The organism is Paenibacillus sp. FSL K6-2393 (genome assembly GCF_038002545.1).
Classification (GTDB): Bacteria; Bacillota; Bacilli; order Paenibacillales; family Paenibacillaceae; genus Paenibacillus.
This window is the reverse complement of record NZ_JBBOCU010000001.1, coordinates 1,700,620-1,724,316: the sequence shown is the minus strand read 5'-3', so window position 1 is coordinate 1,724,316 and position 23,697 is coordinate 1,700,620. Positions and strand designations below refer to the sequence as shown.

Sequence of the window (23,697 nt, the reverse complement as noted above, 5' to 3'; positions counted from 1 at the left end):
TAATTTATATGTTATGTAAAGCCCCGCTGATTTAAAAAATCAGCGGGGCTTTATTGTGATTGTTGGGTGTAGAATCGTTTAGAGATTCTCCCTTTGATATTTCTATTTATTCGAAATTATATGTCGTTGCTTCGCCAGCCGGAAAAGGATATTGTGCTGCTTCCCGGACTCGAACCGAATCTCCTGTTTGGAAAGGAACAGTTTGTTCGCTGATTAATGGAATCCATTCTCCATTATTCTTGGAGTATTCAAGTATCGATGAAGAAGCCATAATTGAATTATTTGACTTCCAAACCTGAACTTCCGATGTAAATGTGAAGCTTTTAGCTGGTGCAGCCTCCAAGTATTGACCGCCTCTCTCGCGAACGAGAACAGTTAGATCCCCAGGAAATTGTTGTGGATTTTCTTCGTTGTACGTTGTCCACGTTTCCCCGTCATTCACAGAATACTCCATTGCTGAGGTCATGTGGTCTGTATAGAACGTATTACTGGCATCATTATGACCAACATACATTTTTACATTATCTACAAAACTAACTGTTAACCAGTTCCCTGCTGGAACTTGATTCGCTGAATCAGCTTTAACACGCACTCTTACAAATACATCACCAGGGAAAATCGGCGGATCTACATCATTATATGAAATCCAAGATTGAGCTTCGTCCACCGAAAACTCCATGCTTGAATTCGCATCAATCAGTATATTTCTTTCATCATTGATTTTAATTGCTGGTTCCTCAGGAGCCGAAGGCAATGTATCTTTGATCGCAATGGATATTGGAGCTGTTTGAGATCCATCTTGAAGCACGGCTCGTACAAGTAGTTGAGTCGATCCGTAAGGAATAGCCGTTCCTTGTGGTAAGGTATAACTATTCTCTTCATCCTTGTCGATTGTTGCAATGCTCGAAAGACTTAGCCCAGCATCTCCCCAGAGTATCTCATAAGAAATGACTGAATTATCATCTGTACCTGTAGTCCATCTAATATCTCCCCCAATAAAGCCTGCAGCCGTATCGGTATCCACAAAAGAAATGCTCATCGGTATAGAAGCAGCCTTGACGTATGCAAGTTCATAAGTAGTACGAATTTCTTCAAGGCTCGTGAATTTGTTATCAGGCAGAAGTCTTCGATTATTAATAATTGTTTGGGCAACTTCTGCTCGAGCAGCCTGATTCATATTGCTGTATGCCGTTGCATCAATATTTAATGTGGATGCATATCTCTTCAGGTAAGATTCCATAATAGAAACGGTTGCTGCACTATTGATATTACGGATCACACTGGCTTCAGTGCTGGATGGAGCAGGATATTGCTGGTTTGTAGCATGAATAATCTGTTTGACATCACTGAATGTCGTATATTGGCCTGCTTTTTCTGCCAGAGCTTTCTGATAATGTTGTCCATTGAATTCAACCAATTCCAGTTCCTCTTTCAACGGAGAAGGATACACTCCAAGAATGCGCATGACTGCTTCTCCCTTTAAAGGATCGATCATGTTGCCCGTTTCTATGAATAATTGCTTCGTGATTAATGAAACAACTTCCGGACCTGAGTAACTTCCATGTCCGCCGAACGAACGGGAACCATTTCCATCTGTATTTTTAATCGTTAAAGCATTTTTTACATAGGTCCAATCCAACCGATAGGATGTCCCGTCTCCCAATGTTACAGGGTCAAAATTTAGATTCATAATAGGCATTTCGGGAATGGTTAGATCCCATTCTATTGAATTAATCTCAATAAATCCGTAGCCATAGTTTCGCAGATGACCATCCTTAATGATGGCAGACGGATTGGTTGTACTTGTGGCCGGAGGAGTGAGTACACCAGTGAACTGAATTCTAATCTGACTTAAGTTTGAATTCTCATAAGGAAGTACACTAATGTCGTTCGCAATATAATTCATAACGGAATGGATAAACATTGGCTGCGTTTCCTGACCCGTTTCTCCATTTTTGAAAATGGCATACATGCTGTATGCTTTGGTCGGTTCCAGGCCTTCAATTTTATAGGTTACAGGTTGGTTAGCGGTTATAGAAAACGCACCATGTGTTGAAGGCAGGTTATTAGGAAGTATTCCACTCTTCACTTGTTCAGTTGTAGGACGTACATTATCACCTGAACGAACAGCCATGTAATAGACCGTACCCGTTTTGTTCGTGGTCATCAAACCATCAGCCGAAGTTTCTGTGCGGTTTTGATAACTCTTGTAAGTGTACGGATACCATGCTATTGGGTTCGGATTCGTTGGTGTTGGTGTTGTACCCGGATTAGAGGGCGTTCCTCCTCCGGAGTTCCCCGCATTACCTCCGCTATTGGAAGAATTACCGCCTCCTGAACTTGGGAGTACGTAAGCTGGATTCGATGCTCCGTTAATCGTAGCGATCTGTGTTTTTACTTTATCGTAGTTTGCAATCACTCTCTCTGGTGCTATTCCGTCTGGAAGCACTAGACGTTGAATGGAACCGTTAGCTGGGAGTGACACTTGGCTGGCACTATCTGTAATCGTTACGGACCCTATTACGCCGGTACCTTGTAGCGCAATTGTGCCAGAACCTTTAATGGTCACCGATTCGATATGACCTGTTCCAGAAATTGTTGTTTCTTTATTACCTGTATTGATCTCCAAGTTCTGGATGTGGGCATACAAAGAAGCATTTTGAACACCTTCTCCTACAGTTACACTCTCATATGTAATGGATTCATCCCCCCACAATCCGGAGAGCTTCGACTCAATATGGACTTCTTTAACGACCGTTTTGTTTACTGCTTCTACCCGAACATCTTCCTTGGTAATATTCATTCCTTGGAGTGACGAATGGTCGAATACGACCGTATTATCGTCTCCGCCCTTAACGTATGTTGTACCTTTTACCGTAATCTTCTCTGCGTAAAAGTCATTTTCGAGTTCCTTCGTAATTTCCAAATCGCCGCTAATGTTGATATTCTTAATCGTTATGTAGTCAGCTGCAACTTTTACATTGCCTTCAATGACTGCTTGTCCGCCATCTAGTATGGTATTACCTGAGAACTCTTTTTTACCCGATTCTGCTCCCTGACCTGGCGTAAGGAGTTTTAGTTCAAATACCTTGGTGATACGATCATCTACGGTTTCAACACGAACTTCCGCGTTAGCAAGTGCAGCTACATTATTTTCCGAGAAAAGTGGTTTTAATGCTTCCGTCACACTATAGTTGGTATTTCCAATCGTCACCATTCCATTTTCTATTTTCTTGATCGTTTGAAGTTTATTGCTTGTAGTCTTAGAATCCATTCTTACTAAAATAGCTGCCAATTCCTGCCGAAGTACTGGTTTCTGTGGATGAAAGCTTCCATTACTTCCTGTCATCAAACCTGATGAAACAACGGATGAAACTGAGTTTTTAGCCCAAGCGGATATTTTCTGACTATCCTTAATAGCTGGAAGCTCATCTTCTTGAACTGCCACTGCATCTACTTGTGTAGCTCTGGCCAAAATGGAAGCTAATTCTTCTCGTGTAATTACTGCTTTAGGACGAAATGTTCCATTACGATCTCCATTCATCCATCCTGCTTTTTGTACCGCATTAATCGCACTTTCACTCCATGAATCAGGAGCAACATCTGTAAATGAAGAAACCACATTGTTACTTAGTTGAAGGCCCATTAATTTGGCAAGCGCGACTGCCGCTTCTTGACGAGTTACCTCCTGTAAGGGGTGGAAATAACCCTCACGATCTCCATTCATGAACATCTTCTCTTGAGCTTCTTGAATAAGTCCCTTTGCCCAAGGCGATGCCTGTGCAACATCTTTGAACGGATCGGATGCTGCCGACACGTTGGAGTGAATTGCCGTGCTTAGCGTAAGAGCTATCGTTGCCATAGCTGCTACACCCAGTTTTTTCGAAATATCCATATTGCCTCCTAATGATTAAGTCTTTTCTCCTGATTTTTGTATAATATTGAATCAAAAGACCTATACATCATAATATGTAATTTAGCTTATAACAATAATTAATTACCAGAATATTCTGATCATTAAGGAAAATAGCACTATTTTGTATCATTTGACGAATAGTTGAACCCAAGTTATATATCGTAGCAATTACTCCGTTGTTCCCTGTCTACACATGAAAATCTGTCATGAAGCATAAAAAAAAACTCCTTCCCACTCCATAATTGGATGAGAAAGAGTTATCAAAGAAACTTCAATTATCATACAATCTAAATCAATTCCTGTCGTCTTTTCAAATACACATACAACACTACGCCTGATGCCGCACAGATCACCGCACATAAACCAATGAATCCATATCCCGCCTGAAGTCCGCGCAGCAGCCCTAACTGAGTCGATGAACCGTACATATTCTTCACGCCTTCAATGACCCAACCAATCACATAGTTACCAATAACACTACCAACCCCCATCAAGGTAACCGTGAACGTAATCGCGGTGTCACTGCCGTTTGGATATCTGCGTGCGATAAACGCCATCACAGTAGGATAGATCATCGCTATTCCCGCGCCAGATATTGCAAAGAAAATCGCAAGACGCTCTCCCCCTGCAAGCGCCACGAACGTACATACTCCCGAGAAAGCCGAGAACACAATCAGTGACAATACAAATCCGATCCGGTCCGTTAATGGCCCAAGCAGCAGTCGTCCCAGCGAGAACGTGAGGAAGAACCCAGATAATAACCCGGAGGCTTTGACCGTGTCCCACGTGTAGGCTTTTTCCAAGAAATTAACCAGCCAACCCCCAACCGCCAGCTCCGATACCACGCCAAAAGAAAGAATGAGCACCATCAGCCAAAGGGCAGGATCACGTGTTAACGTCTTCAGTGAAGTCCGATCCTCATGAGGAAGATCATCCCCCGGGAATTTGCTGCGCAGCGCCGCAATGATCGGCAGCAGACAGAGTGACAACATCACCAGATACATACCGCGCCAGTCCAGCTCGTGTCCAAACACCTTCAAGGACATGACACCCGTCGCCAGCAAAGGCGCTACCGTTGAACTCAGTCCATAGAAGAAATGGGACAGGTTCATCATCGTACCTGTGTTTTTCACAAAGATACGCGCACCCAGAATCGCCAAAGCAATCTCCAGCATGCCGTTACCGATGTACATGAAGAAGTACGATGAAGCAAAGAGTGGATAGGTATGAGACACATAAATGAACACACCCGAGAGGATCATCGATGCAAACGATATGATGCTAACCGCCTTGATGCCCCATTTGCGAACCAGAATAGCCGTGAAGGAGCAGGCGATCAGGTACCCCAGTGCATTCAGGGACAATAACGTCCCGAGCTGTTTCTCATCCAGATTGAAGTCGAATTGAATGCGCGGAATGGCCGGCCCCTTAATATTTTCTGATATACCAAATACGATAAATCCTAGAAAGATCGTTGCCAGTTGCATGGCGTACAGCTTGTTGAACTTTCGTTTGTTGCCTTGCGTACCTGCTTGCTGATTCAAAATAAGTTCCTCCAGTGTGTCTATATAAGTTGAAACAAGGGTCATAAACTGGACACTCCAATGACAGAATAACCTTCCAATCGCTGTTATCCCCAGATTTTTTGAATTCCCTTCTCCAAAGGGAAAATCCGGTGATAAAGGCGACCGCTTCGCTTCTCCAGGTTTTTTCTGTCCTCTCCGTTACCTGTTTAATGAAATAGTTCATCTTATATAAAAGGATTACTACAATTTTATTCGATCAGATGAAAGATCATCCTTCTGATCAACGTTCAGTTCCTTTACCATTGCTTCTCAATTACTTGAATGCGGTAGGTCAGGCTCTCCAGCGTAACAGCTACTAGCCCGGTAACATATTCGCGCCGAGTGTCTCTTTGTATGATCAACTCCGGCATATGCTCCAGTGGGATCAGGTGATCCAGACAGCCCTGTAACAGGTCATCTCTCATAGCCGGGTCCATTGTATCTCCCGTAACGACAATCGCTGCCGGGTTAATGATCGCGATGATGGATACCAGCGTCTGTACGACCAGTTCCTGCAACCCTTCCACCGTTTTCAACATGTGCAACTGCTCTTCCCGTGATACGCCAAATGGTAAGAAGGACACCTCGCCCCCAAATTGCGTATTCCCGGTCAGCGGACGACCATCAATGATAAAGCCTGCACCCGGAAAATGATTCTCCGGAAAAGTTACCACCGCAAAGTTCTTCTCTTCCTCAAATTGCTGCTGGTTGTACAGACCGTAGACCGTCAAGTTCATATCGTTGCCAATGACCACTTCCACGTCTTCATATTGCTCCTTAAGCCTTGGCCCGAGCGGCTGATACATCAGCTCCGGTACATCGCAAATTCCAATCACGCCGTTGTGTGCCACACCAGGTATGCCGATCCCAATCGCCTGCACATTGTGGTGTTTTTCGATCAGATTTGCAATTAGATCCTCTACCACCTTTACATTAATCTCTTCCAAAATGAGCGTCTGTTCGTCCGCCATCTCTCCGTTCAGATTGGCATATGTATGTGTGATTGAGTGAATGCCGCCCTCTGTTCGAATAATCAGGCAAAGTACGCTGGCGTAATCCGCATTAAACTGATACCGACTCGCAGGTCTTCCCCCGCTCGATTCGTCTGGACCCAGATCGATAATTTCACCCGTTTGCAGTAATTCGTTCAGGATCGTGCCGCACGTCGCTACGCTGAGTTTGGTCAGGTTCGCAATGGAAGCTTTCGTGCCTACGCCCATGGATCGGAGTGTATTCTTCACCAGTTCAACGTTAATGCGCTTCACCTGTTGGGTATTGTGTGATGTAGGTAACATCGTTAGTTATATGCCTCCTTTCGTTCATTTCGAACCATTCAATGAATGTTTTTAAAAGTATTTTAATAATTGAAGTGTAGGGGGATTTGTGAGGAAAGTCAATGCTTAATTGAGAGTAAAAAAGTTTGGATAAAAAGGCACAAGGACAGTTCAAGATCATCTTGTGTGACCCTGCACTGTCCTTTAGTTAAAGTGGTTTTATGTAGACTGGCTCATTTGATTTGCCAAGATGCTCTTCTCCAGTCGGACTTTAAATAACTTTCGGTTTAAGTCCTGTTCCATGGAATGAAGGTGATATGCTGCTTGTTTCACGGTATCCATGTCTAGCATACCTGCCTGCTTCGCGATGATGTCCATAGCATCTAGGATGAGTTTGTTACATGTGACCAGTTGGTCGACGTAATCGTCTTCCTGTTGGACTAGTTGCGAGTATTGCAAAGACAGGTCCTCGCTGTTGGTACTTGTCATGTCACCACTCCTTTGTTAAGGAGAGGGTATCACATCCAAAGAGAGGATGTGGTACGTCGTTGCGTAATAGATACAATGTTATTTTATATTAAATTTTTTATTACTCTTAAGAAGTGAATTCACTAGTGAGCTTTCCTCAGAATTTAGCATGTCTATCTGTAATTTTTTCGAATCTTGAAGTTCGCTTATCTTTCCTAAGCTAGAATAAAAGTAATTGTGACTTATAAAATTAATATTATCTTTAGGAATTAAATCTTTATTCAACTCAAAAACATTAGATGAATCTGCAACTAAGTAACTTTTATCTATATCTGTATGAATTATCTGTTTATTTTTAAAGGCTGTTCCATCCTTTAGTATGAAGTTTGCAGAAATTTGCGAGTGCCCGATATATCTAAATAAATTTTTTGTTCGCAAAAGCAAAAAAAAGTATAAAACTGTAATCATCACTGAGGCACTAATAGTGGAAGGGTCAAAATCTCTAATTAGTAACAGCACACTGAGTGGATCATCTACATTTCCACCTAGAGCATTCCCTTGCATACTTAGAATCTTATTTATCACCCAACCATATAATAATGAATAGTGGACTAAATATATCAAAATGAAAATCATTAAGCCAAGTATTAACCACTTTCTTCTTTTTAGTGTACTCTTTTTATTATATGCCCAAGAAGTAATAGCACTCTGCATTTTTTTTAATGATAAAATTTGAATAATTGCTAGAAAGAAAAATAAATAAAAAAGTGCATAGCCTACGTTACTAAAAACAAATACAATTTCATTGCTCATCCATTTATAAAGAGAAGAAGACATTAGTACAGCGTAGATTCCAGCACTTATTACTATTAAAGTCCATATGTATACAAATCTAAAAAATTTCATTGTACTTCCCATATAAAATATTTCCTCAAGTGACACAAAGAAACGCAATGGATTCTTAGTCATTTTTAAATATGTAGTAAAGACATAAAATACAACTGTACCTAAAAAACCTGAAAAAGCAATAACTGGATTGTAGAAAGCCTCCATGAATACCATCCCTTCTCAACATTTAATTCCACTTGTTCCTAATTTTTTTCTTAACCTCCTATATTGTTTATTATATAACATATCAATTGATATCAGAGTTAAATATGATTAAATATTCCATTAATTAACACAAAACCATCAATATTCATTTAATTTTTTAACACTATCCCATTTGACACCCCCCTCAAAAAGGTCTATCCTAATAACGAACCAACCATTCACTATTAAGGAGTCGTTCCCTATGGTGCAAGCCAAGAAAGACGAAGTCAGGAAAGAGATTGAATACGCGGCGCTCAAGGTCTTTTTTGAAAAGGGCTATGTGGATGCCAAGATGAGCGATATCGCGGATGAGATTAATATTTCCGTGGGCAATATCTATACTTATTTTAAGAACAAGAAAGAACTCTTCTACGCCGTTGTCCCGCCGGATCTGGTGGATTATCTGAAAAATGTGCTGGTGGAGACGATTCACTTTGATAACCAGACCTTATTCGAGGAAACCGATAGCGAGCGAAAATCGGCACTGTTGCAGGAACAAGTGGATGTATTACGTAAATACCGGAATCAGATTGTGATCATCTTCGAAAAGAATAAAGGAACGATCTACACCAACGCTAAGAATGAGCTTGTTGAGCTGATGATCGAAACCAAGAAGGCGTATCTTAAGAATCAATATAAACGATATGAGATTGGCACCGAGGAGAACTTGATCTTACTGAACATCCTCGCACACAACGTGATCGACATGAACCTGGATCTATTGAAGCGGGATATGAGTGAGGACAGCCGGAAGCAAATTTTCGAAGCGTTGTATGTATACAGACTATACGGCATGAAGAGCCTCAACGAATAACGCTCCATCTCATTATTTATACCGGATAGCCAAAGCGTGCAGATCAGATCATCTTCACTTGGTTTGCACGCAAAAAATATCAAACATTAAGTCACTTTATTTTTTTGACCCAAAAATGAATTATTTATTCATTTTTAAGTTGAATGTTACCATTTACCAAACTATTTAAGTTGAACCTACATTTACACGATAACGGAGAGGACAGAAATAACCAGAGGAAGCGAAGCGTTCGTATTTATCACCGGATTTCCCCTAATAAGAGAGTATCAAAAAAATCTGGGGATAACAGCGATCCGAAGGTTGTTCTGTCATCGGAGTGATAAGTGTACATACCCATTATTCAACTTATATAGCCTCACCCACCATTCTAAGGAGGAACACAACATGAACACCGCTTACGCATTGAAAAACGTCCATCTGATCCACGGCGACTCAAGCCGCAATCTGCAAAATAACATGACCATTCTCATCAATGAGCAAGGTCTCATTCAGGATATCGGCCGAGATCATGATTTGCATATCCCTAGTCACTACACAACAATCGACCTCTCAGGGAAATACGTAATGCCAGGACTGATCAACGCCCACGTACACCTCTTTGCAGATGGTAAACCGTTCAGTCTCTCGGTCAGTGAAGGTTTGTTGCAGTTTGCCTATGATCGAATCCTGAACACGAAATTCGGCAGACACATATTGAAAAAACGCATGAAACGCAACGCGCTGACCGCACTCCATGCGGGTGTGACAACGATGCGCAGTGTGGGCGAATTCTTTTATACGGACGTCCAGCTGCGGGATGAGATTAACAACGGTGACTTTGTCGGTCCCAATTTGCTAGTATCCGGATTTTTCCTGAGTGTCACGGGCGGACATGGTGCTCCATTCCTGGCTCTGGTGGGCGACTCTCCGTGGCAAGCCAGAAAGAATGTGCGCATCAATGTGAAACACGGCGTGGATCTGATCAAAATCTGTGTGACGGGTGGCGTGACGGATGCGAAAATGGTGGGCGAAGCTGGACGTTTACAGATGACTGTGGAGGAAGTTGCGGCGATCTGCGATGAAGCGCATAAGATTGGCCTGCGGGTGGCAGCTCATGTGGAAAGCACGGAAGGCGTAAGAATAGCTTTACAAGGTGGCGTCGATACCATCGAGCACGGTTCGGAGATGGACGACGAAATCATTCGTTTGTACAAAAATAATCCCAATACCCTAAATGGCTACACTGCACTCATCCCCACCCTGCAAGCCGCCTATCCATCCGCTTCACTGGATACCAGCGTAACAAAGGTAAGTGCAACGGTAAAAGAGAATTCCAAACTGGTCTACGATTCCATGCTCAAAGGTGTAAAACAAGCGATCGAAAACGACATCACCATCGGGATCGGTACCGATGCCGCCATGCCTTACGTGACTCACTATAATATGTGGAGAGAAATGGATCACTACATGAGACAGGCCAACCTGAACAACAAACAGGTCATCGACATGGTGACTCGAACTAATGCGAAGATCCTCGGTGTTGACGATGTTACAGGGACGGTGGATATCGGAAAACATGCCGATCTGATTATCATGGAGCAAAATCCGCTGGAACATATCGAGGCCTTGTCAGACATCGCAATGGTCATGGTCAAAGGAAATCTAATTCAAACACCATCTGTCACAAGAATCAGAGAAGTCGACGATGTTCTAAACTCAGTTTGGTGAGTCCGAGATCGAGATCCAAATTAGTTGTGAATTCATGCTAGGCATAATACTTAACCTTTTTGGTTGAACTACTTTGAACTCCTTCGCCCTATCCAATAAATAAAGGCAGTCGATGATACCTCGACTGCCTCCTAAGTTTATGAAATTATCTTTTTATCTTTTTATCTTAACCGTTGGCTTATCCATTCAATGGTAAGCTTCTGATAAATTCTACTTTTTCTTAACTTACAACTCCAAACTTGCCCCGTTGGATGCGATCACCTTTTTATACCAGTGGAAACTTTTCTTTTTGCTTCTTTTCAGGGTACCTTTACCCTCGTTATCCTTATCTACATAGATAAATCCGTAGCGTTTTCCCATCTCACCAGTGGATGCACTAACGATGTCGATGCAACCCCAAGCTGTATAACCGATCAGGTTAACGCCATCACGGACAGCTTCTCTCATTTGTTCAATGTGAGCGCGCAAAAACTCAATTCGGTACGTATCGTTAATGGTGCCATCCTCTTCAACGACATCCACTGCACCCAGACCATTCTCTACAACCATCATCGGGATGCGATAACGATCGTATACGTGGTTCAGCACGTACCGAAGTCCAACCGGATCAATCTGCCATCCCCAGTCCGTAGCTTTCAGATATGGATTTTTGTATCCACCAAAGACGTTCCCTTGGGTCTCATCACCCTCTGGACGGGTACCCACCACGTGAGATTTATAGTAGCTAAAGCTATAGAAATCAACACAGCCCTGCTTTAACACCGCTTCGTCTTCTGCTGCCATCTCAATCTGAATATTGTTCTCTTCAAAATATCTCTTCGCAAAGTCAGGGTATTCCCCTCTAACTTGTACGTCACTGCTCATCATATTGTTGATCTGATCCATTCTCAGAGCCTTTAACATATCTTCCGGTTTACATGTGCTTCCATAACCATGACTATAATTAATCATACAACCAAGTTTGAAGTCTGGATTAATCTCATGTGCAAGCTTGACAGCTTTGGCACTCGCGACGAATTGATGGTGCAACGCTTGAAATCTCATCTGCGTGCTATCCACTGCTGTATTGTTAAATACGCCGCCTTTTTTATCAACCAGAAGTCCTCCTGCCAGGTAAGCACCTGCCGGAACAATCAGGCTATTAATCTCGTTAAAGGTGATCCAGTACTTCACCACGTCTTTGTAACGATTAAAGATTGTGTCGCAATATTTCACATAACAATCGATCATTTCTCTGGAAGCCCAAGCATTGAATTTCTTAGTTAAAGCAAACGGTGCTTCATAATGGGAAATTGTAACGATGGGTTCGATATTATACTTTTTCAATTCATTGAACACATTGTCGTAAAATTGAAGTCCTGCTTCATTCGGCGCTGCATCGTCTCCGTTAGGGAAAATTCTGGACCATGCAATGGACATTCTGTAACAACGGAAACCCATCTCTGCAAACAAACGAATGTCTTCCTTGTAATGATGATAAAAATCTACTGCTTCATGAGAAGGGTAATGAACCCCCTCTTCAGTCGTTATCGTAATCCGACGGGGAACCGTATGGGTTCCGCCCGTCATCATATCGGCTGTACTCGCTTTTTTACCATCAAGGTTCCAGGCACCTTCGTATTGATTCGCCGCTGTTGCACCGCCCCACATGAAAGATTCGGGGAAACCATTTTTGTTAGACATAAACAAGTCCTCCTTAAATAATCTTGATGAGATTTTCACCGATTGTAATGGATGCTTTGTCCGTTGTGATGACATCTACAAAATCATCCGAATTCGTAACAATGATCGGTGTAGTCAGATCATAACCTTTAGCCGCTATGGCATCTGTATCAAACTCAATGAGCAGATCTCCAGCTTTTACAGTATCGCCTTCTTTGACGTGAACCTTAAAATGCTCGCCTTTCAACTTCACCGTATTCATCCCGATGTGAATGAGAATCTCCGCACCATCATTTGAACTAATACCGATGGCATGGGACGTAGGGAAAACCGCGGATACCACACCATCTGCTGGTGCTACAAGTTTTCCAACCGTAGGTTCAATAGCGATCCCTTTTCCCATAGCGCCCGTTGCAAAAGCTTCGTCCTTAATCGTGGATAACTCCAGAACTTTACCAGTCAACGGAGCAGTGAGGACATGTTCAGAAACACCGGCAACTGGCGTACGACCGTTCGTAGCAGATGATTTTTCTTGTGTTGCTTGATTCTTTCCATCCTCAGGTACATCTTCAAATCCCAAGATCAGAGTCATGATGAATGTAACTACAAATGCAATCACACAACCAATTGCCGCATGAACCAGGTTCCATGGATGATCCGTGATAAATGCCGGCAGGGTAGCTATACCTGCAATACCTAGAGCCGATCGAGCTACACCGAACAATCCAACATATATACCCGCTACAGCGCCACCAACGATTACAGCGATCAGCGGTCTTTTCAAGCGTAGATTTACACCAAACAAAGCGGGTTCGGTAATTCCGAGCAGGGCAGTTACACTTGTAGAATATGCAACTTGTTTAAATGCTTTATTTTTAGTTCGGAGAGCGACCGCAAGCGCAGCTGCACCTTGAGAAATATTGTGTACAAGCATACCTGGACCAACAATACTATCGGTTTTCGTCTGAGCATAAGCAGTGAGCACAACAGGTCCCAAACTATAATGCATACCTGTCATAATCAAGAACGGGAATGCCCCGCCGATAATACCAGATACTAACCAACCTGCATGTGTATTAACAAAAGAAACGCCTGACGCCAGGTAGTTACCCGCGATGGCACCGATTGGACCCAGTACAATCAGCGTTAGTGGAGCCATAATAAGAATCACGATCAATGGTTTAAGAATGGATTTGATAACCGATGGAGAATACTTCTCGGCAAAGCGTTCAACATACGACAAGACCCATACCGCTAAAATAATTGGAATAACTGACGAAGTGTACGTCGCCGGAGTGACAGGCAGTCCTAAAAACGCAACAGGCTCACCTACAGACATCAACGCCCCTAATGAAGGATGCAACAGAACACCAGCAATGGTTAATGCAAAACCCACATTAGCTTTAAGCTTAACAGCCGCACTCCAGGCAAGCAGCATCGGCAAGAAGTAATACGCTGCATCACCGATAAAGGTCATAATTGTATTGAATTGCCCATCCAGATCAACGAGATCAAATGTTTTCAATATAAGAAGAACAGCTTTGATCATCGCACAACCAATCATGGCTGGCAGAATCGGTGTGAATATTCCGGAGATCGTGTCCAGAAGCGTAGTCAGTTTTCCCTTTTTCACAGTAGGAGCATCGTCATTGGTTGTAAAGTTCCCCAGCTTCGTCAAAGCTTTATACACATTGTTTACCTCATTACCGATAATGACCTGATATTGCCCACCACTGCTGGCAACACCCACCACACCTTGTACATTTTTTAATGCTTCATTGTTCGCAACCTTCTCATCTTTCAGATTAAATCTCAATCTTGTAGCACAGTGTGTTACACTATCTACATTTTTCTCTCCACCGACCAGTTTTAAAATCTCGGCGGCTGTGCTTTCATGTTTCATGTACTGCTCCCCCTCAAACGTTTTTAGGTATAAAAAAAGACCTAGAATTCTATCGAATATAGATAAGCTCTATACACGATGGAACTCTAGGTCTTGCCTGCCTCACCAGTAACAATCCTAGTTTACTCATTATAGTGGCTGATGAATCAGTCCTTCTCTTCATCAATGACCCTTTTGATATGAACCGTTAAATACACCAATTCATCTTCCGTTAATTCTTTTCCATAATCGACTCGAATCAGCTGTGCAATCCGGAGACTGCATTGATATTCATTCGCATACTTTTCTTTAATGATATGGAGAAAGTCGCTGTCACCGCTTTTCACAACCGTATGATTAAACAAGCGATAGGCGAAAAACTTCAAATGTGTGACTAGTCTGGAATAATGGAGTGAGCTTTCATTAAAATGTATATTAAACTGATATCGAATAATATTCAAGACTTTATGAATCAACTGTGTAATCTTCATGGTTTCTTCCATTTCAGATCCAAGTTCTGCATTGACAATATGAAGGGCAATAAAGCCTGCCTCATCTTCAGGCAGTGTAATATTAAATTCCTCATTAATCATATCCCGGGCTTTCATAGCCACGCGAAATTCATTGGAATAAAACGCTTTAATTTCAGACAACAAAGCATTATTGAAATTCATACCCTGCTTGTAACGTGCCACAGCAAAATTTATATGGTCCGTTAACGTTAGATATATATTTTCATTGAGTTCCTTGTTTAAGGACTGCTTGGCATGTTGAATAATGCTGTCGGACACCCGAATATACTCCATGGGAATCTGGGCGAGCAAGGCATATAATTTACCTGTTACATTTTTGGATTTCAGGAAAAATTCCTTCTCAATCTTACTTGTCTCCACGAGGTCTCCCTTTTTCTTCTGAAAGCCAATGCCACTTCCCAGAAGCATCATCTCCTGTTGTCGTTCATTGACCGCAGAGACGACATTATTATTAATAATTCGCGTGATTTTCATACGAATCTCCTTTTATAATGAAACGTTAACAAGATTTAGCAACAAAAAAAAGACCATTAATAATGCCCACATCGTATATAGCCTATACATGTTTGCATATCAATCGGTCTTGCCTGCTGATCAGTAACAATCCTGATTATATTCATTATTTACTTGTACGATTATCTTAGTGGAAGACGTTATATTTGTCAATTGGAGAAACCTTTATAACTAGAATTAATCATTCAACCCTTTCCCCTCCAGGATCGGCTGCATGTACTTCTCGATTCGTGACACTTTTGTCTTGGATTGCTTCGGTTGTGAGAAATAATAGAGATATGCTCGCTGCCGTCCGGGTGTCAGTGCTTCAAATGCAACTCGGAAAGCAAGATTCTCATCGAATTGCTGTTGAAGTTCCTCAGGAACGCTATATTCGGCAGTTTTTTTCATTTCCACCTGCAATCCCGCCTGTTCCACTTCAATCGCTTGCTGGATATAGGCTTTGATCATAGCCTCCTGCTCTACAATCTGCTTCAGACTGGTGAAGCGAAGCTGGCGTTCTGCCTGTACATTCTCCGTTTGCTGGACCAAAATGCCGTGTGTATCCTTCAGCAGAGCACCTTTGAAGAACAGGATCGCCACGTACTCTTTGAATCCATGGATTAGCACAATGTTCTTCCCATCGAGCATATAACAAGGGTGCATCCATTTCATATCCTCTGGCAGGTCAAAATCCCGAATAATCTCTCTCAGCTTCGTGGACTCTTCCTGCCACGTTTTGAGTTTCTTAAGATAGCCGTCAACTTTGCGATTCCCACTTGTATCGGTCATGGAGAAATACCTCTCTTTATCTCATGTTCTTATAGGTTCAATTGTACTGGTTTTCGGTGGATTGTACAGCGTTGCTTACAGAGCCTTTATTGACTTTTCCACTTGAATTTAAACCTTAATGGTATCAAAACACTTCAGAAAGTTAGACGCAATCTTCCTTAATATTGAAAGTTGTAAGGCAACTTTGTTTTTCTGGGGAGAAGGCTTATCAGAAGACTGATCCAATGCCCAAACGTCATTAGAGATACAGCGGCTGAGATGAGCTGAACAGCCCCTCATTGAAATCGATGCATAGGAGATGGAGAAGGAAAAAAGTGATTTAAGAAGACGTACCCGCAACTTTCTGATGAAAACCAGTCCAATTAATTTCGGCTATGTACAATTAAATAGACTGAAAGTCTTATGAACCTTCAAGCACCTTATCTTCAATTACAGGCGCCGGTATTTCTTTAATCTCAACGGATTCTTCCGGAGCAAAGCTCTGGATCTTCATCGGCATGGAATCCAGGTACTTGTACTCTTCTGTCTTGGTTGAGCTAGTTACAATTTCACCGTTTTTGTCTTTCTGATAAATCACACGTTTCGTCGGTAAACCCGTATTTACATCAATGGTTACAACTTCCTTGTGGAGGTTATCCTCCGAGACAGCTTTTTGCTCGTTACTCTCAGTAGCAGAACGGGATTTTGTGCCCGCAGTTTCCAGTACTGTCCAATCCTGACTCTGTAATTCTTCTTTAGCATTCTCCAACAACGAGATCTGGAGCAACTTCTCATTTTCAGCAGCTATGTTGTCCGGCATGGTCCAGGTATTCCCAACCAATTTCCCTTTCTCGAAATCTCGACCATACGAAGTGATTTTCTTACCGCCATCTTCAATAATCAATTTATTATGAAGCTGGTTATCACGGTATTCCTCAGTGATTTCTGTCAAATTTACACGGTCCCGGTAGCGAACGATATATGATCCGTCTTCAAACGATTCTTTAATGTAATCAATCTTACCCTGGGTCGCCTTAAGTGCTGCGCTTTCAACATCGCTTTGAGCACTAACTATAGACGGTTCATTCAAGTACATGTAGCCACTCACAGATGCAGCTACCAGTGGTATGGTGAGTAGTGAAACCAATGTTTTTTTCTTCACAGGTTGGCCCTCCTCTAATTTAGTCAGTATATATTCTTAACGCTTTATTCTGCTTTTAAGTTCCAGCCATTTACATATCCACTATCAAAATATCCTGTTGAGTTAGATCCTGCTTGGTGATCCTGCAACCTCCACGCATTTGGATTATATGTAGAAGCCATCAATTCAGCATCAAAAAATTGCATATAATAGTCAGACTGAAGCCCTTTCATTACACCAGACAAATTATTACAAGAGCTAGAATACATTGGAGTCGCTCTACTTGTTTTGGCAACCGAAGTGTGATAATAATTGAAAGTCGTAAGCCCACCCGTAGTATTGTACCAGGCAGCCCAACCTAACGCTGCATTAGCATAATATCCAATACTGGAACTAGGATAATAATTCCGCATCCATTCAAATCCCCCAGCGGTTGCAGTGCCGCATTGTTACATTTTGTAATAATATATAAATAATATGTTTTTATGCAGATAATTACCACAAAAATCTGACTATGGTTTTAGGATCACCTTCAGAGTTATGGTTCTTCAATTGAAAATCAAAAAAATGCCGCATAATTAGCGGCTCGTCATGCATTCTTAAGTTATCCTACGCTCACTATTGGTCTGTTGATGTCAAACCGACTATCCATAACATGTACACAACGGTTACTCATGGATGTCTCACACATCCGTAATGATCGTCAGAGCTTTTTATGATTATCCATAAAGCAAAAAGGCCCATAGACAATCTATGGGCCTTTTGGTTTGGTTAACATTTATGGCTTAAGCTAATATCCAGTAGTGACTGTGCCTCATTTTCCAACATGGAGGAAGCTATCATCCTGAAGTCTTCAGCCCCAATTTCAAAGTGACCATTACGAAACGGAAACCCCCAATTGCGATTTCCCCGTGTAAAACTGAGCTGATCTAACAACGTTGCGATCTTTACTTCTCGACACAGAAGATAACGGAGATCTCGGCGAAAGGGTACAAATGATTCCGACATCTGATATTGGTAGACCCTGTCGTCGATAATCTGACCAATAGCGGTAAAAGCCTGAAGTGGCTTGCCAGTTGATATGTCTGTACGTGGAGAGTAGTATATCATCCAATCACCCGCGGACATCTGTCGCAACATTGCTGACTTGCCATGGCATAGCTGCGCAAACCCTCCCTCTACGGCTACATTTACATGAGAAGCAGACACAACGCCAATCCAATATCTTCTGTCTGTCATTTCCAATGATTTCAATACTTCCGTTGTACTTCTCATCCTTCAACCCACTCCTCTTAATCTGTGATATATCAAAATATAAAAAAACACTACTGACAGGTGTATGTCAGTAGTGTTTTAAGATGTTTTTGGCTACTTCCTGCATTCGAAAGCGTAAAGACTCCGGCTCCAAGACCTCGATATCTCCACCCCAACCAAGTAAATAATGCAAGATTTCCTCCGGGTAGCGGACACGAAAATGAAAAATCACACCTTCCTCTTGATCCTCAAATGCATCCATATAAAAATGAAGGGCCTCCATAATTTTGTCAGCGATTTCAGGTTTAGCCCTGATTAATATGTGTTCGTTACGGTCGTCAGGAGGTCGATAACTGTTTAGATCAAAATCCGGCGGCAAAAGGAATTGATCCTCCAGCACGGAAAGTTCAGTCATGCGTGACAAACGAAAATGACGGATGTCTTGTCGCATATCACAACGTGCAATTAACATCCAATTCTCCTGAACCAGTGAGAGGCCATAGGGTGAAACCTCACGCATGTTATACCGATTCCCATCCGTTCCTGGCATTTTTTTCAGATACATAAAGCTGATTTTACGTTGATCCAGAATGGCATTACGTATCTGGTTAAGGTATGTTTTCACCCGTGCTCGGGTTAAAGGTTCAACCGTATGAAGCAGTCGCATCGTTTCCCGAACACGTGTTGATTCATTACGAACGGATTCTGGTAAGATCGCTTCAATTTTTCGTTGAGCCGACTTAGCCTCCATCGCGTATTCTGTATCCATTCTCTGTTCGATAAAATCAGCTCCCATTAGCAGGGATACGGCTTCTTCTGCGGTGAAGCTTACCGGGGGCAGAAAATATCCTTCCATGAGGGAATACCCCTGACCCGGAGCACCCATGATCGGAACACCAGCCTCACTTAATGCCTGAATATCTCGATATATCGTACGTACACTCGTCTCCAATTGAGCAGCTAAATCTTCTGCTCTTAACATCTTTCTTCGCTGCAATTCAAGCGTAATCGCAAGCTGTCGCTCAGTTTTGTTCATTTTCTAAGCCCCCACCGTTTCATCATCCCAACCTAAATCATTCTATCACAGTAACGTGTCTTTTCGTTTCGTGAATTAAAGCTATGGAACGTCTTACATGCCACCCGAAGAAAATCTTTTGTGGACTGGGTAGTGTGTTGTTTGTAAGATCCGACCTATCTCCACTTTATATTTAAACTGGAAAAATACGATACATATACCGATAATGTTGAAGATGTCTAACAACGCAAAGATCCATATACATTGAAGGAGTTGCACACTTTTGAAAAGATTCTATCTAGGTTTTGGATTAACGATCACCATTATCATTGGACTATTATCAAGCGCTACTCCAACAGAAGCAGCATCGAAGAAAGTAAACTTAAAATTGTCAGATGGAGCGACGTACTATGGTGAAGTTTTAAACGGGAAACCTCATGGTAAAGGAACCGCAAGATGGGGAGAAACCGAAGTTTACTCTGGAGATTGGGTGAGTGGTAAGCGGCAAGGAAAAGGCAAATATACATATACATTAGTTGAAGGTGGAGGTGTCCCCTTTGAGGATTACAATGAATCTAATATGGGCCATGGAACAGGTGAATTCACTACAAAAACCTACACCGGATCATGGATTAATGATACATATCATGGTAAAGGAAAAGAAATTACGCAATGGTTAGAAGTACAGTATCTTACTTCTGATGGTAAGGTTTACCCTATACTTGACAGATACATCAACACCATTAACAATGGAACATTCAATCAGGGCAAGATGACTCAAGGATATTACGCAATTCACTCTTCAGATACTGTCTCACTAGGATATACTGATCACACAACTACGATTGCTCTCAAAAATGATTATTTCAACGAAAAGTTAACCGGGGATAAGGACTTTTTTGACACGATTATCGATTATAAAAAGAAACACGGTTCTTCTGAAAAATATATTGGGATTAAACCATCCGAATTCTCCAAAGGTACATTAACTAATGGCAAATTCACGGGGATTACGCATCTAATCGATTATAGTAATTCAGTTAGTTATTCTAAACAAGTCATAATGAACGATAACGTATTAAAGGAGAATCACATAACATCTGGCGTATTTCATAAAGATCGTAAGAAGACCATTAATGAATTCCTGCAAGCTATTAAGCCCTACTCAGTCAAAATCAATACCATCTCTGACGAGATTATGTCATTAAAAGACATTAACTATGAGGGAATGATCCCTAGGTAGTGGAGGTCACAAATGAGCAAAAAGCGATGGATTGTGAGCATAGTCATTTTGATTATCATACTTTTCATGAGCGAATTGATGATGTTGTCCTCAGGAAAGGTTGGAGTTCTCAACATAACGCAGAGAATCATTTCAGGTGCACCTCATGTTATCGTTCAAGGGCAGACACTGTCTTACCAAGGTAAGGTTCATTGGGAGGATATCCAAAGTAGTATCGAAGAATATTCCGCAAGCGATGAAGGAACGGTCTTGTATAAAGCACTAGGCACCCCTGTCCCACCACCTTGGATATATGTGAGAAAAGAAAACCATCAGGGTTTCCGATATAAAATCCCGCAGCTTCCCTGGAAACTATAAAATGATCTGGGAACTTCACGAGCAGACATCACCAGATGTTCGCTTTTGCTATGAATTTGTAGTCTACCTCGCTCAATGGTGACATGTCCTATGGTTCAGGTATCAAATACAATCCACACTATTGTTCATCTCACTTTTCTTCCAAACCGTTAAACTGCCTGAGCATGGCGGTGAAACGCTCCAGTTCCTTATCATCCCATCTGGATATACGACCATAAAAAGCTGACTCCTTCTCCTTGAGCGCACCAACCGTCGATTGTTGACCCAGTTCCGTAAGAGACAGTAACACCCCGCGCCGATCGTTGGGGTCTTGCTCTTTGCTAACATATCCTGACTTTTCGAGTTGTTTGATTAATCGGCTGACCGAGCTGCGGTCCATTGCATTCGCTTCTGCCAAAGCCGCGGCGCTTGTTGGGCCATAGGAGTAGAGCCACCGTACCAGTTGAAAAGCGGCAGGTTGCAGGTTCGCATCAAAACGCTCGGCAGACCGAACGTTAAGCGCATGCGAAGCACTGATCAGTGCATGAATCTGCTCACCCAGCGCTAGCTCCAGGGCTGTTCTATCTTTGGTTTTGACTGGATTTTTACTCATTATTGTTAACTCCCTCTCCCAGATACATGAAAGTAGACTTCTCGAAATATAGTTGACAAATATCAATTAATATTTATAGTTGATTTATGTCCATTATATAATTCCGAATCTATTCGTGTCAAAAGGAGATCTTCTTATGAAAACTAAACATCCCATTATTGTCATTACCGGAGCAACAAGCGGTTTAGGGCAGCTTGCAGCCATGGAACTCGCCAAACGTGGGGCACATCTTATACTCACAGCCCGAAGCAAGGAACGTGCCGAGGCTACCAGGTACAAAATCAAGGAGATCATGCCTTCTGCCAAAATCGAATTTTTCTATGGAGACTTGTCCTTACTAAGTGATGTAAAACGTGTGGGGCTTGAGATTGCAGCCGCTTATCCGCGTATAGACGTACTTTTGAATAATGCCGGACTTCATGCTTTTGAACAGCGAGTCACGTCCGAAGGATATGCCGAGATGATTGCCGTCAACTATTTGGCACCTTGGCTGTTAACGCACACCTTGCAATCTTCCCTGATTCAGTCGGGGCATGCCCGTGTCGTCAATGTTGCATCTGAAGCTTCGCGGAATCACGGCACATTGGTATTGCCAGATGACTTAACGGATATCACTCCTTTTACTGCACGCGGTTCCTCTCCAATCTATGGCAAAACCAAACTGCTCAATATCATGTTTACTGGCGAACTTGCCAGACAATGGCGCGGAACCGGGATTTGTGTAAATGCCTTGAATCCTGGCTTTAATGTTACGGGTCTTGGACGAGAGCTATGGTTTGCAAGTGTGCTTGAACGCATTTTAACCTTTTTGCACATTGGCGACCCGCGCCGGGGTGCGGATATCATAACTCGGTTGGCTGTGGATTCGAAGTATGGCGAGGTATCAGGAGGATATTTCAATGTGGGAACTGGAGCATCTATTGTTCCTATACATCCTGGCGGAGATGAGGCCATGCAAAACAGACTGTGGGTGGTTACGACACAATTACTGAAAGAACGTGGTTTGTTGGATTAATAGAAAGCAGAAAAGGGCTGTTCCATAGCCCTTAACATGGCTGGAACAGTCCTCCTTTTTTCAGTAGCTTATATTGTCGCAAACACCTTATCGAATCCAGCTTTTGACTTGGCGAACAACTCACTTGAACCAAGATTCGATGCCGGGGCCAGTACTTCCTGAGCCACCACACCATTGTAGCCAATCGCCTGCAGATTTCTCAGAAATCCGCCCAGATCAATGACCCCTTCGCCGGGGTACAAACGCTCATAATCCAGTAATTCCTCGATCGGCAAATCATAAGCATCGTTGATATGCACATGAACAATCTGCTCTTTCTTCAACTTCAACAGATCTTCCATCGGTAGACCATTCGTATGCCAGTGATAGGAATCCACCAGTAAACCTACGTTAGACGCATGGATCGTCTCGATCCAGTCCAGCGTATCTTCCACACGCCAGATAAACGGATTCTTCCATTGCGTCCGCAAATGATGGCAGCCAACAAACTCCAGCCCTAACTTAATCCCGTAAGCATCCAAGATATCTGCGCAGAGTCTCAAGCGTTTCGTAGCTGCCGCCATAAATTGCGCTGCTGGCTGATCCGTCGAGGGTAAAATATACGTGCAGCAGCTGTAACAATTCAGTGAAGCAGAAGCTTCTGCCATAGCGACCAAAGATTGCAACCCCTCACGAAATTGTTCATCTGTCGTCCGCCACTCTACCGTCAGACCCGATGAACCGATGATCACCTGATTGCTTTCCAGCAGATGTTGCGCCCGTTCCTTGCCATACGTTTCAATCAATGAGAGCGGATTCAAATCTACAGATCCGAATCCGTGCTTGGCCGCATCTGTGATATATTGTTCATCAGACTCGATGTTGCCCAGTCCCGCATTCGTTAACCCTCTAATCATCCCAATCT

General features: G+C 42.5%; 19 protein-coding genes. 4 read left to right on the top strand and 15 right to left on the bottom strand.

Annotated elements, in window-relative coordinates:
* Positions 1–106: 106 nt before the first annotated feature.
* The 5 genes from MHI14_RS07545 to MHI14_RS07525 form a co-directional block, all read right to left on the bottom strand.
* The gene (locus tag MHI14_RS07545) at positions 107–3,895 is read right to left on the bottom strand and encodes a DUF4073 domain-containing protein (RefSeq protein ID WP_339310353.1); all 3,789 of its coding nucleotides are present in this window, start codon (positions 3,893–3,895) and stop codon (positions 107–109) included.
* 308 nt (positions 3,896–4,203) lie between these two features.
* Positions 4,204–5,403: an MFS transporter gene (locus tag MHI14_RS07540; protein ID WP_133386035.1), complete on the bottom strand. Its 1,200-nt coding sequence runs from the start codon at positions 5,401–5,403 to the stop codon at positions 4,204–4,206.
* Positions 5,404–5,738: 335 nt separating this feature from the next.
* Complete coding sequence (locus MHI14_RS07535; protein WP_133385795.1) at positions 5,739–6,776, bottom strand: ROK family protein; 1,038 nt, start codon at positions 6,774–6,776, stop codon at positions 5,739–5,741.
* Between the two features lie 198 nt (positions 6,777–6,974).
* Entirely contained in the window at positions 6,975–7,244 is a 270-nt protein-coding gene (locus MHI14_RS07530) for a hypothetical protein (RefSeq protein WP_133385796.1), read from the bottom strand.
* Positions 7,245–7,322: 78 nt separating this feature from the next.
* Positions 7,323–8,276: a hypothetical protein gene (locus MHI14_RS07525; protein WP_133385797.1), complete on the bottom strand. Its 954-nt coding sequence runs from the start codon at positions 8,274–8,276 to the stop codon at positions 7,323–7,325.
* Positions 8,277–8,517: 241 nt separating this feature from the next.
* Between MHI14_RS07525 and MHI14_RS07520 the strand changes: the two genes are divergently transcribed.
* A complete protein-coding gene (locus MHI14_RS07520) occupies positions 8,518–9,129 on the top strand; it encodes a TetR/AcrR family transcriptional regulator (protein WP_090809647.1) in 612 nt (203 codons plus the stop codon).
* Between the two features lie 384 nt (positions 9,130–9,513).
* Positions 9,514–10,836 carry an amidohydrolase family protein gene (locus MHI14_RS07515; RefSeq protein WP_339310359.1) on the top strand — a complete coding sequence of 441 codons (1,323 nt, stop codon included), beginning with the start codon at positions 9,514–9,516 and terminating at the stop codon, positions 10,834–10,836.
* A 225-nt stretch (positions 10,837–11,061) separates the two neighbouring features.
* On the opposite strand, the gene MHI14_RS07510 is transcribed toward MHI14_RS07515, so the two are convergent.
* The 8 genes from MHI14_RS07510 to MHI14_RS07475 all read right to left on the bottom strand — a co-directional run bounded on the left by MHI14_RS07510 (position 11,062) and on the right by MHI14_RS07475 (position 19,607).
* Positions 11,062–12,519 carry a glycoside hydrolase family 1 protein gene (locus MHI14_RS07510; RefSeq protein WP_091027907.1) on the bottom strand — a complete coding sequence of 486 codons (1,458 nt, stop codon included), beginning with the start codon at positions 12,517–12,519 and terminating at the stop codon, positions 11,062–11,064.
* A 13-nt stretch (positions 12,520–12,532) separates the two neighbouring features.
* On the bottom strand, positions 12,533–14,401 hold the full coding sequence (locus tag MHI14_RS07505) for a beta-glucoside-specific PTS transporter subunit IIABC (protein ID WP_091027905.1): 1,869 nt from the start codon (positions 14,399–14,401) through the stop codon (positions 12,533–12,535).
* 146 nt (positions 14,402–14,547) lie between these two features.
* Positions 14,548–15,387: a BglG family transcription antiterminator LicT gene (licT, locus tag MHI14_RS07500; RefSeq protein ID WP_091027904.1), complete on the bottom strand. Its 840-nt coding sequence runs from the start codon at positions 15,385–15,387 to the stop codon at positions 14,548–14,550.
* A gap of 216 nt (positions 15,388–15,603) precedes the next feature.
* Positions 15,604–16,197 (bottom strand): YdeI/OmpD-associated family protein, encoded by a 594-nt coding sequence (locus MHI14_RS07495; RefSeq protein WP_091027901.1) that lies wholly within the window; start codon positions 16,195–16,197, stop codon positions 15,604–15,606.
* Between the two features lie 400 nt (positions 16,198–16,597).
* Positions 16,598–17,338, bottom strand: coding sequence for a hypothetical protein (locus MHI14_RS07490; RefSeq protein ID WP_091027900.1), 741 nt, complete (start codon positions 17,336–17,338; stop codon positions 16,598–16,600).
* 44 nt (positions 17,339–17,382) lie between these two features.
* Positions 17,383–17,730 (bottom strand): hypothetical protein, encoded by a 348-nt coding sequence (locus MHI14_RS07485; protein WP_091027898.1) that lies wholly within the window; start codon positions 17,728–17,730, stop codon positions 17,383–17,385.
* A 358-nt stretch (positions 17,731–18,088) separates the two neighbouring features.
* Positions 18,089–18,592, bottom strand: a complete 504-nt coding sequence (locus MHI14_RS07480) for an EVE domain-containing protein (protein ID WP_240768078.1) — start codon at positions 18,590–18,592, stop codon at positions 18,089–18,091.
* A gap of 67 nt (positions 18,593–18,659) precedes the next feature.
* The gene (locus tag MHI14_RS07475) at positions 18,660–19,607 is read right to left on the bottom strand and encodes a helix-turn-helix transcriptional regulator (protein ID WP_091027895.1); all 948 of its coding nucleotides are present in this window, start codon (positions 19,605–19,607) and stop codon (positions 18,660–18,662) included.
* A 262-nt stretch (positions 19,608–19,869) separates the two neighbouring features.
* Here MHI14_RS07475 and MHI14_RS07470 point away from each other — a divergent pair, with 262 nt between their 5' ends.
* The gene (locus tag MHI14_RS07470) at positions 19,870–20,829 is read left to right on the top strand and encodes a hypothetical protein (RefSeq protein ID WP_133385799.1); all 960 of its coding nucleotides are present in this window, start codon (positions 19,870–19,872) and stop codon (positions 20,827–20,829) included.
* Between the two features lie 487 nt (positions 20,830–21,316).
* Here MHI14_RS07470 and MHI14_RS07465 read toward each other — a convergent pair whose 3' ends face one another.
* Positions 21,317–21,778 (bottom strand): MarR family winged helix-turn-helix transcriptional regulator, encoded by a 462-nt coding sequence (locus MHI14_RS07465; protein ID WP_133385800.1) that lies wholly within the window; start codon positions 21,776–21,778, stop codon positions 21,317–21,319.
* Positions 21,779–21,914: 136 nt separating this feature from the next.
* Between MHI14_RS07465 and MHI14_RS07460 the strand changes: the two genes are divergently transcribed.
* The gene (locus MHI14_RS07460) at positions 21,915–22,793 is read left to right on the top strand and encodes an SDR family NAD(P)-dependent oxidoreductase (RefSeq protein WP_133385801.1); all 879 of its coding nucleotides are present in this window, start codon (positions 21,915–21,917) and stop codon (positions 22,791–22,793) included.
* 68 nt (positions 22,794–22,861) lie between these two features.
* Here MHI14_RS07460 and MHI14_RS07455 read toward each other — a convergent pair whose 3' ends face one another.
* On the bottom strand, positions 22,862–23,689 hold the full coding sequence (locus MHI14_RS07455; protein ID WP_133385802.1) for a sugar phosphate isomerase/epimerase family protein: 828 nt from the start codon (positions 23,687–23,689) through the stop codon (positions 22,862–22,864).
* Between the last annotated feature and the right edge of the window lie 8 nt (positions 23,690–23,697).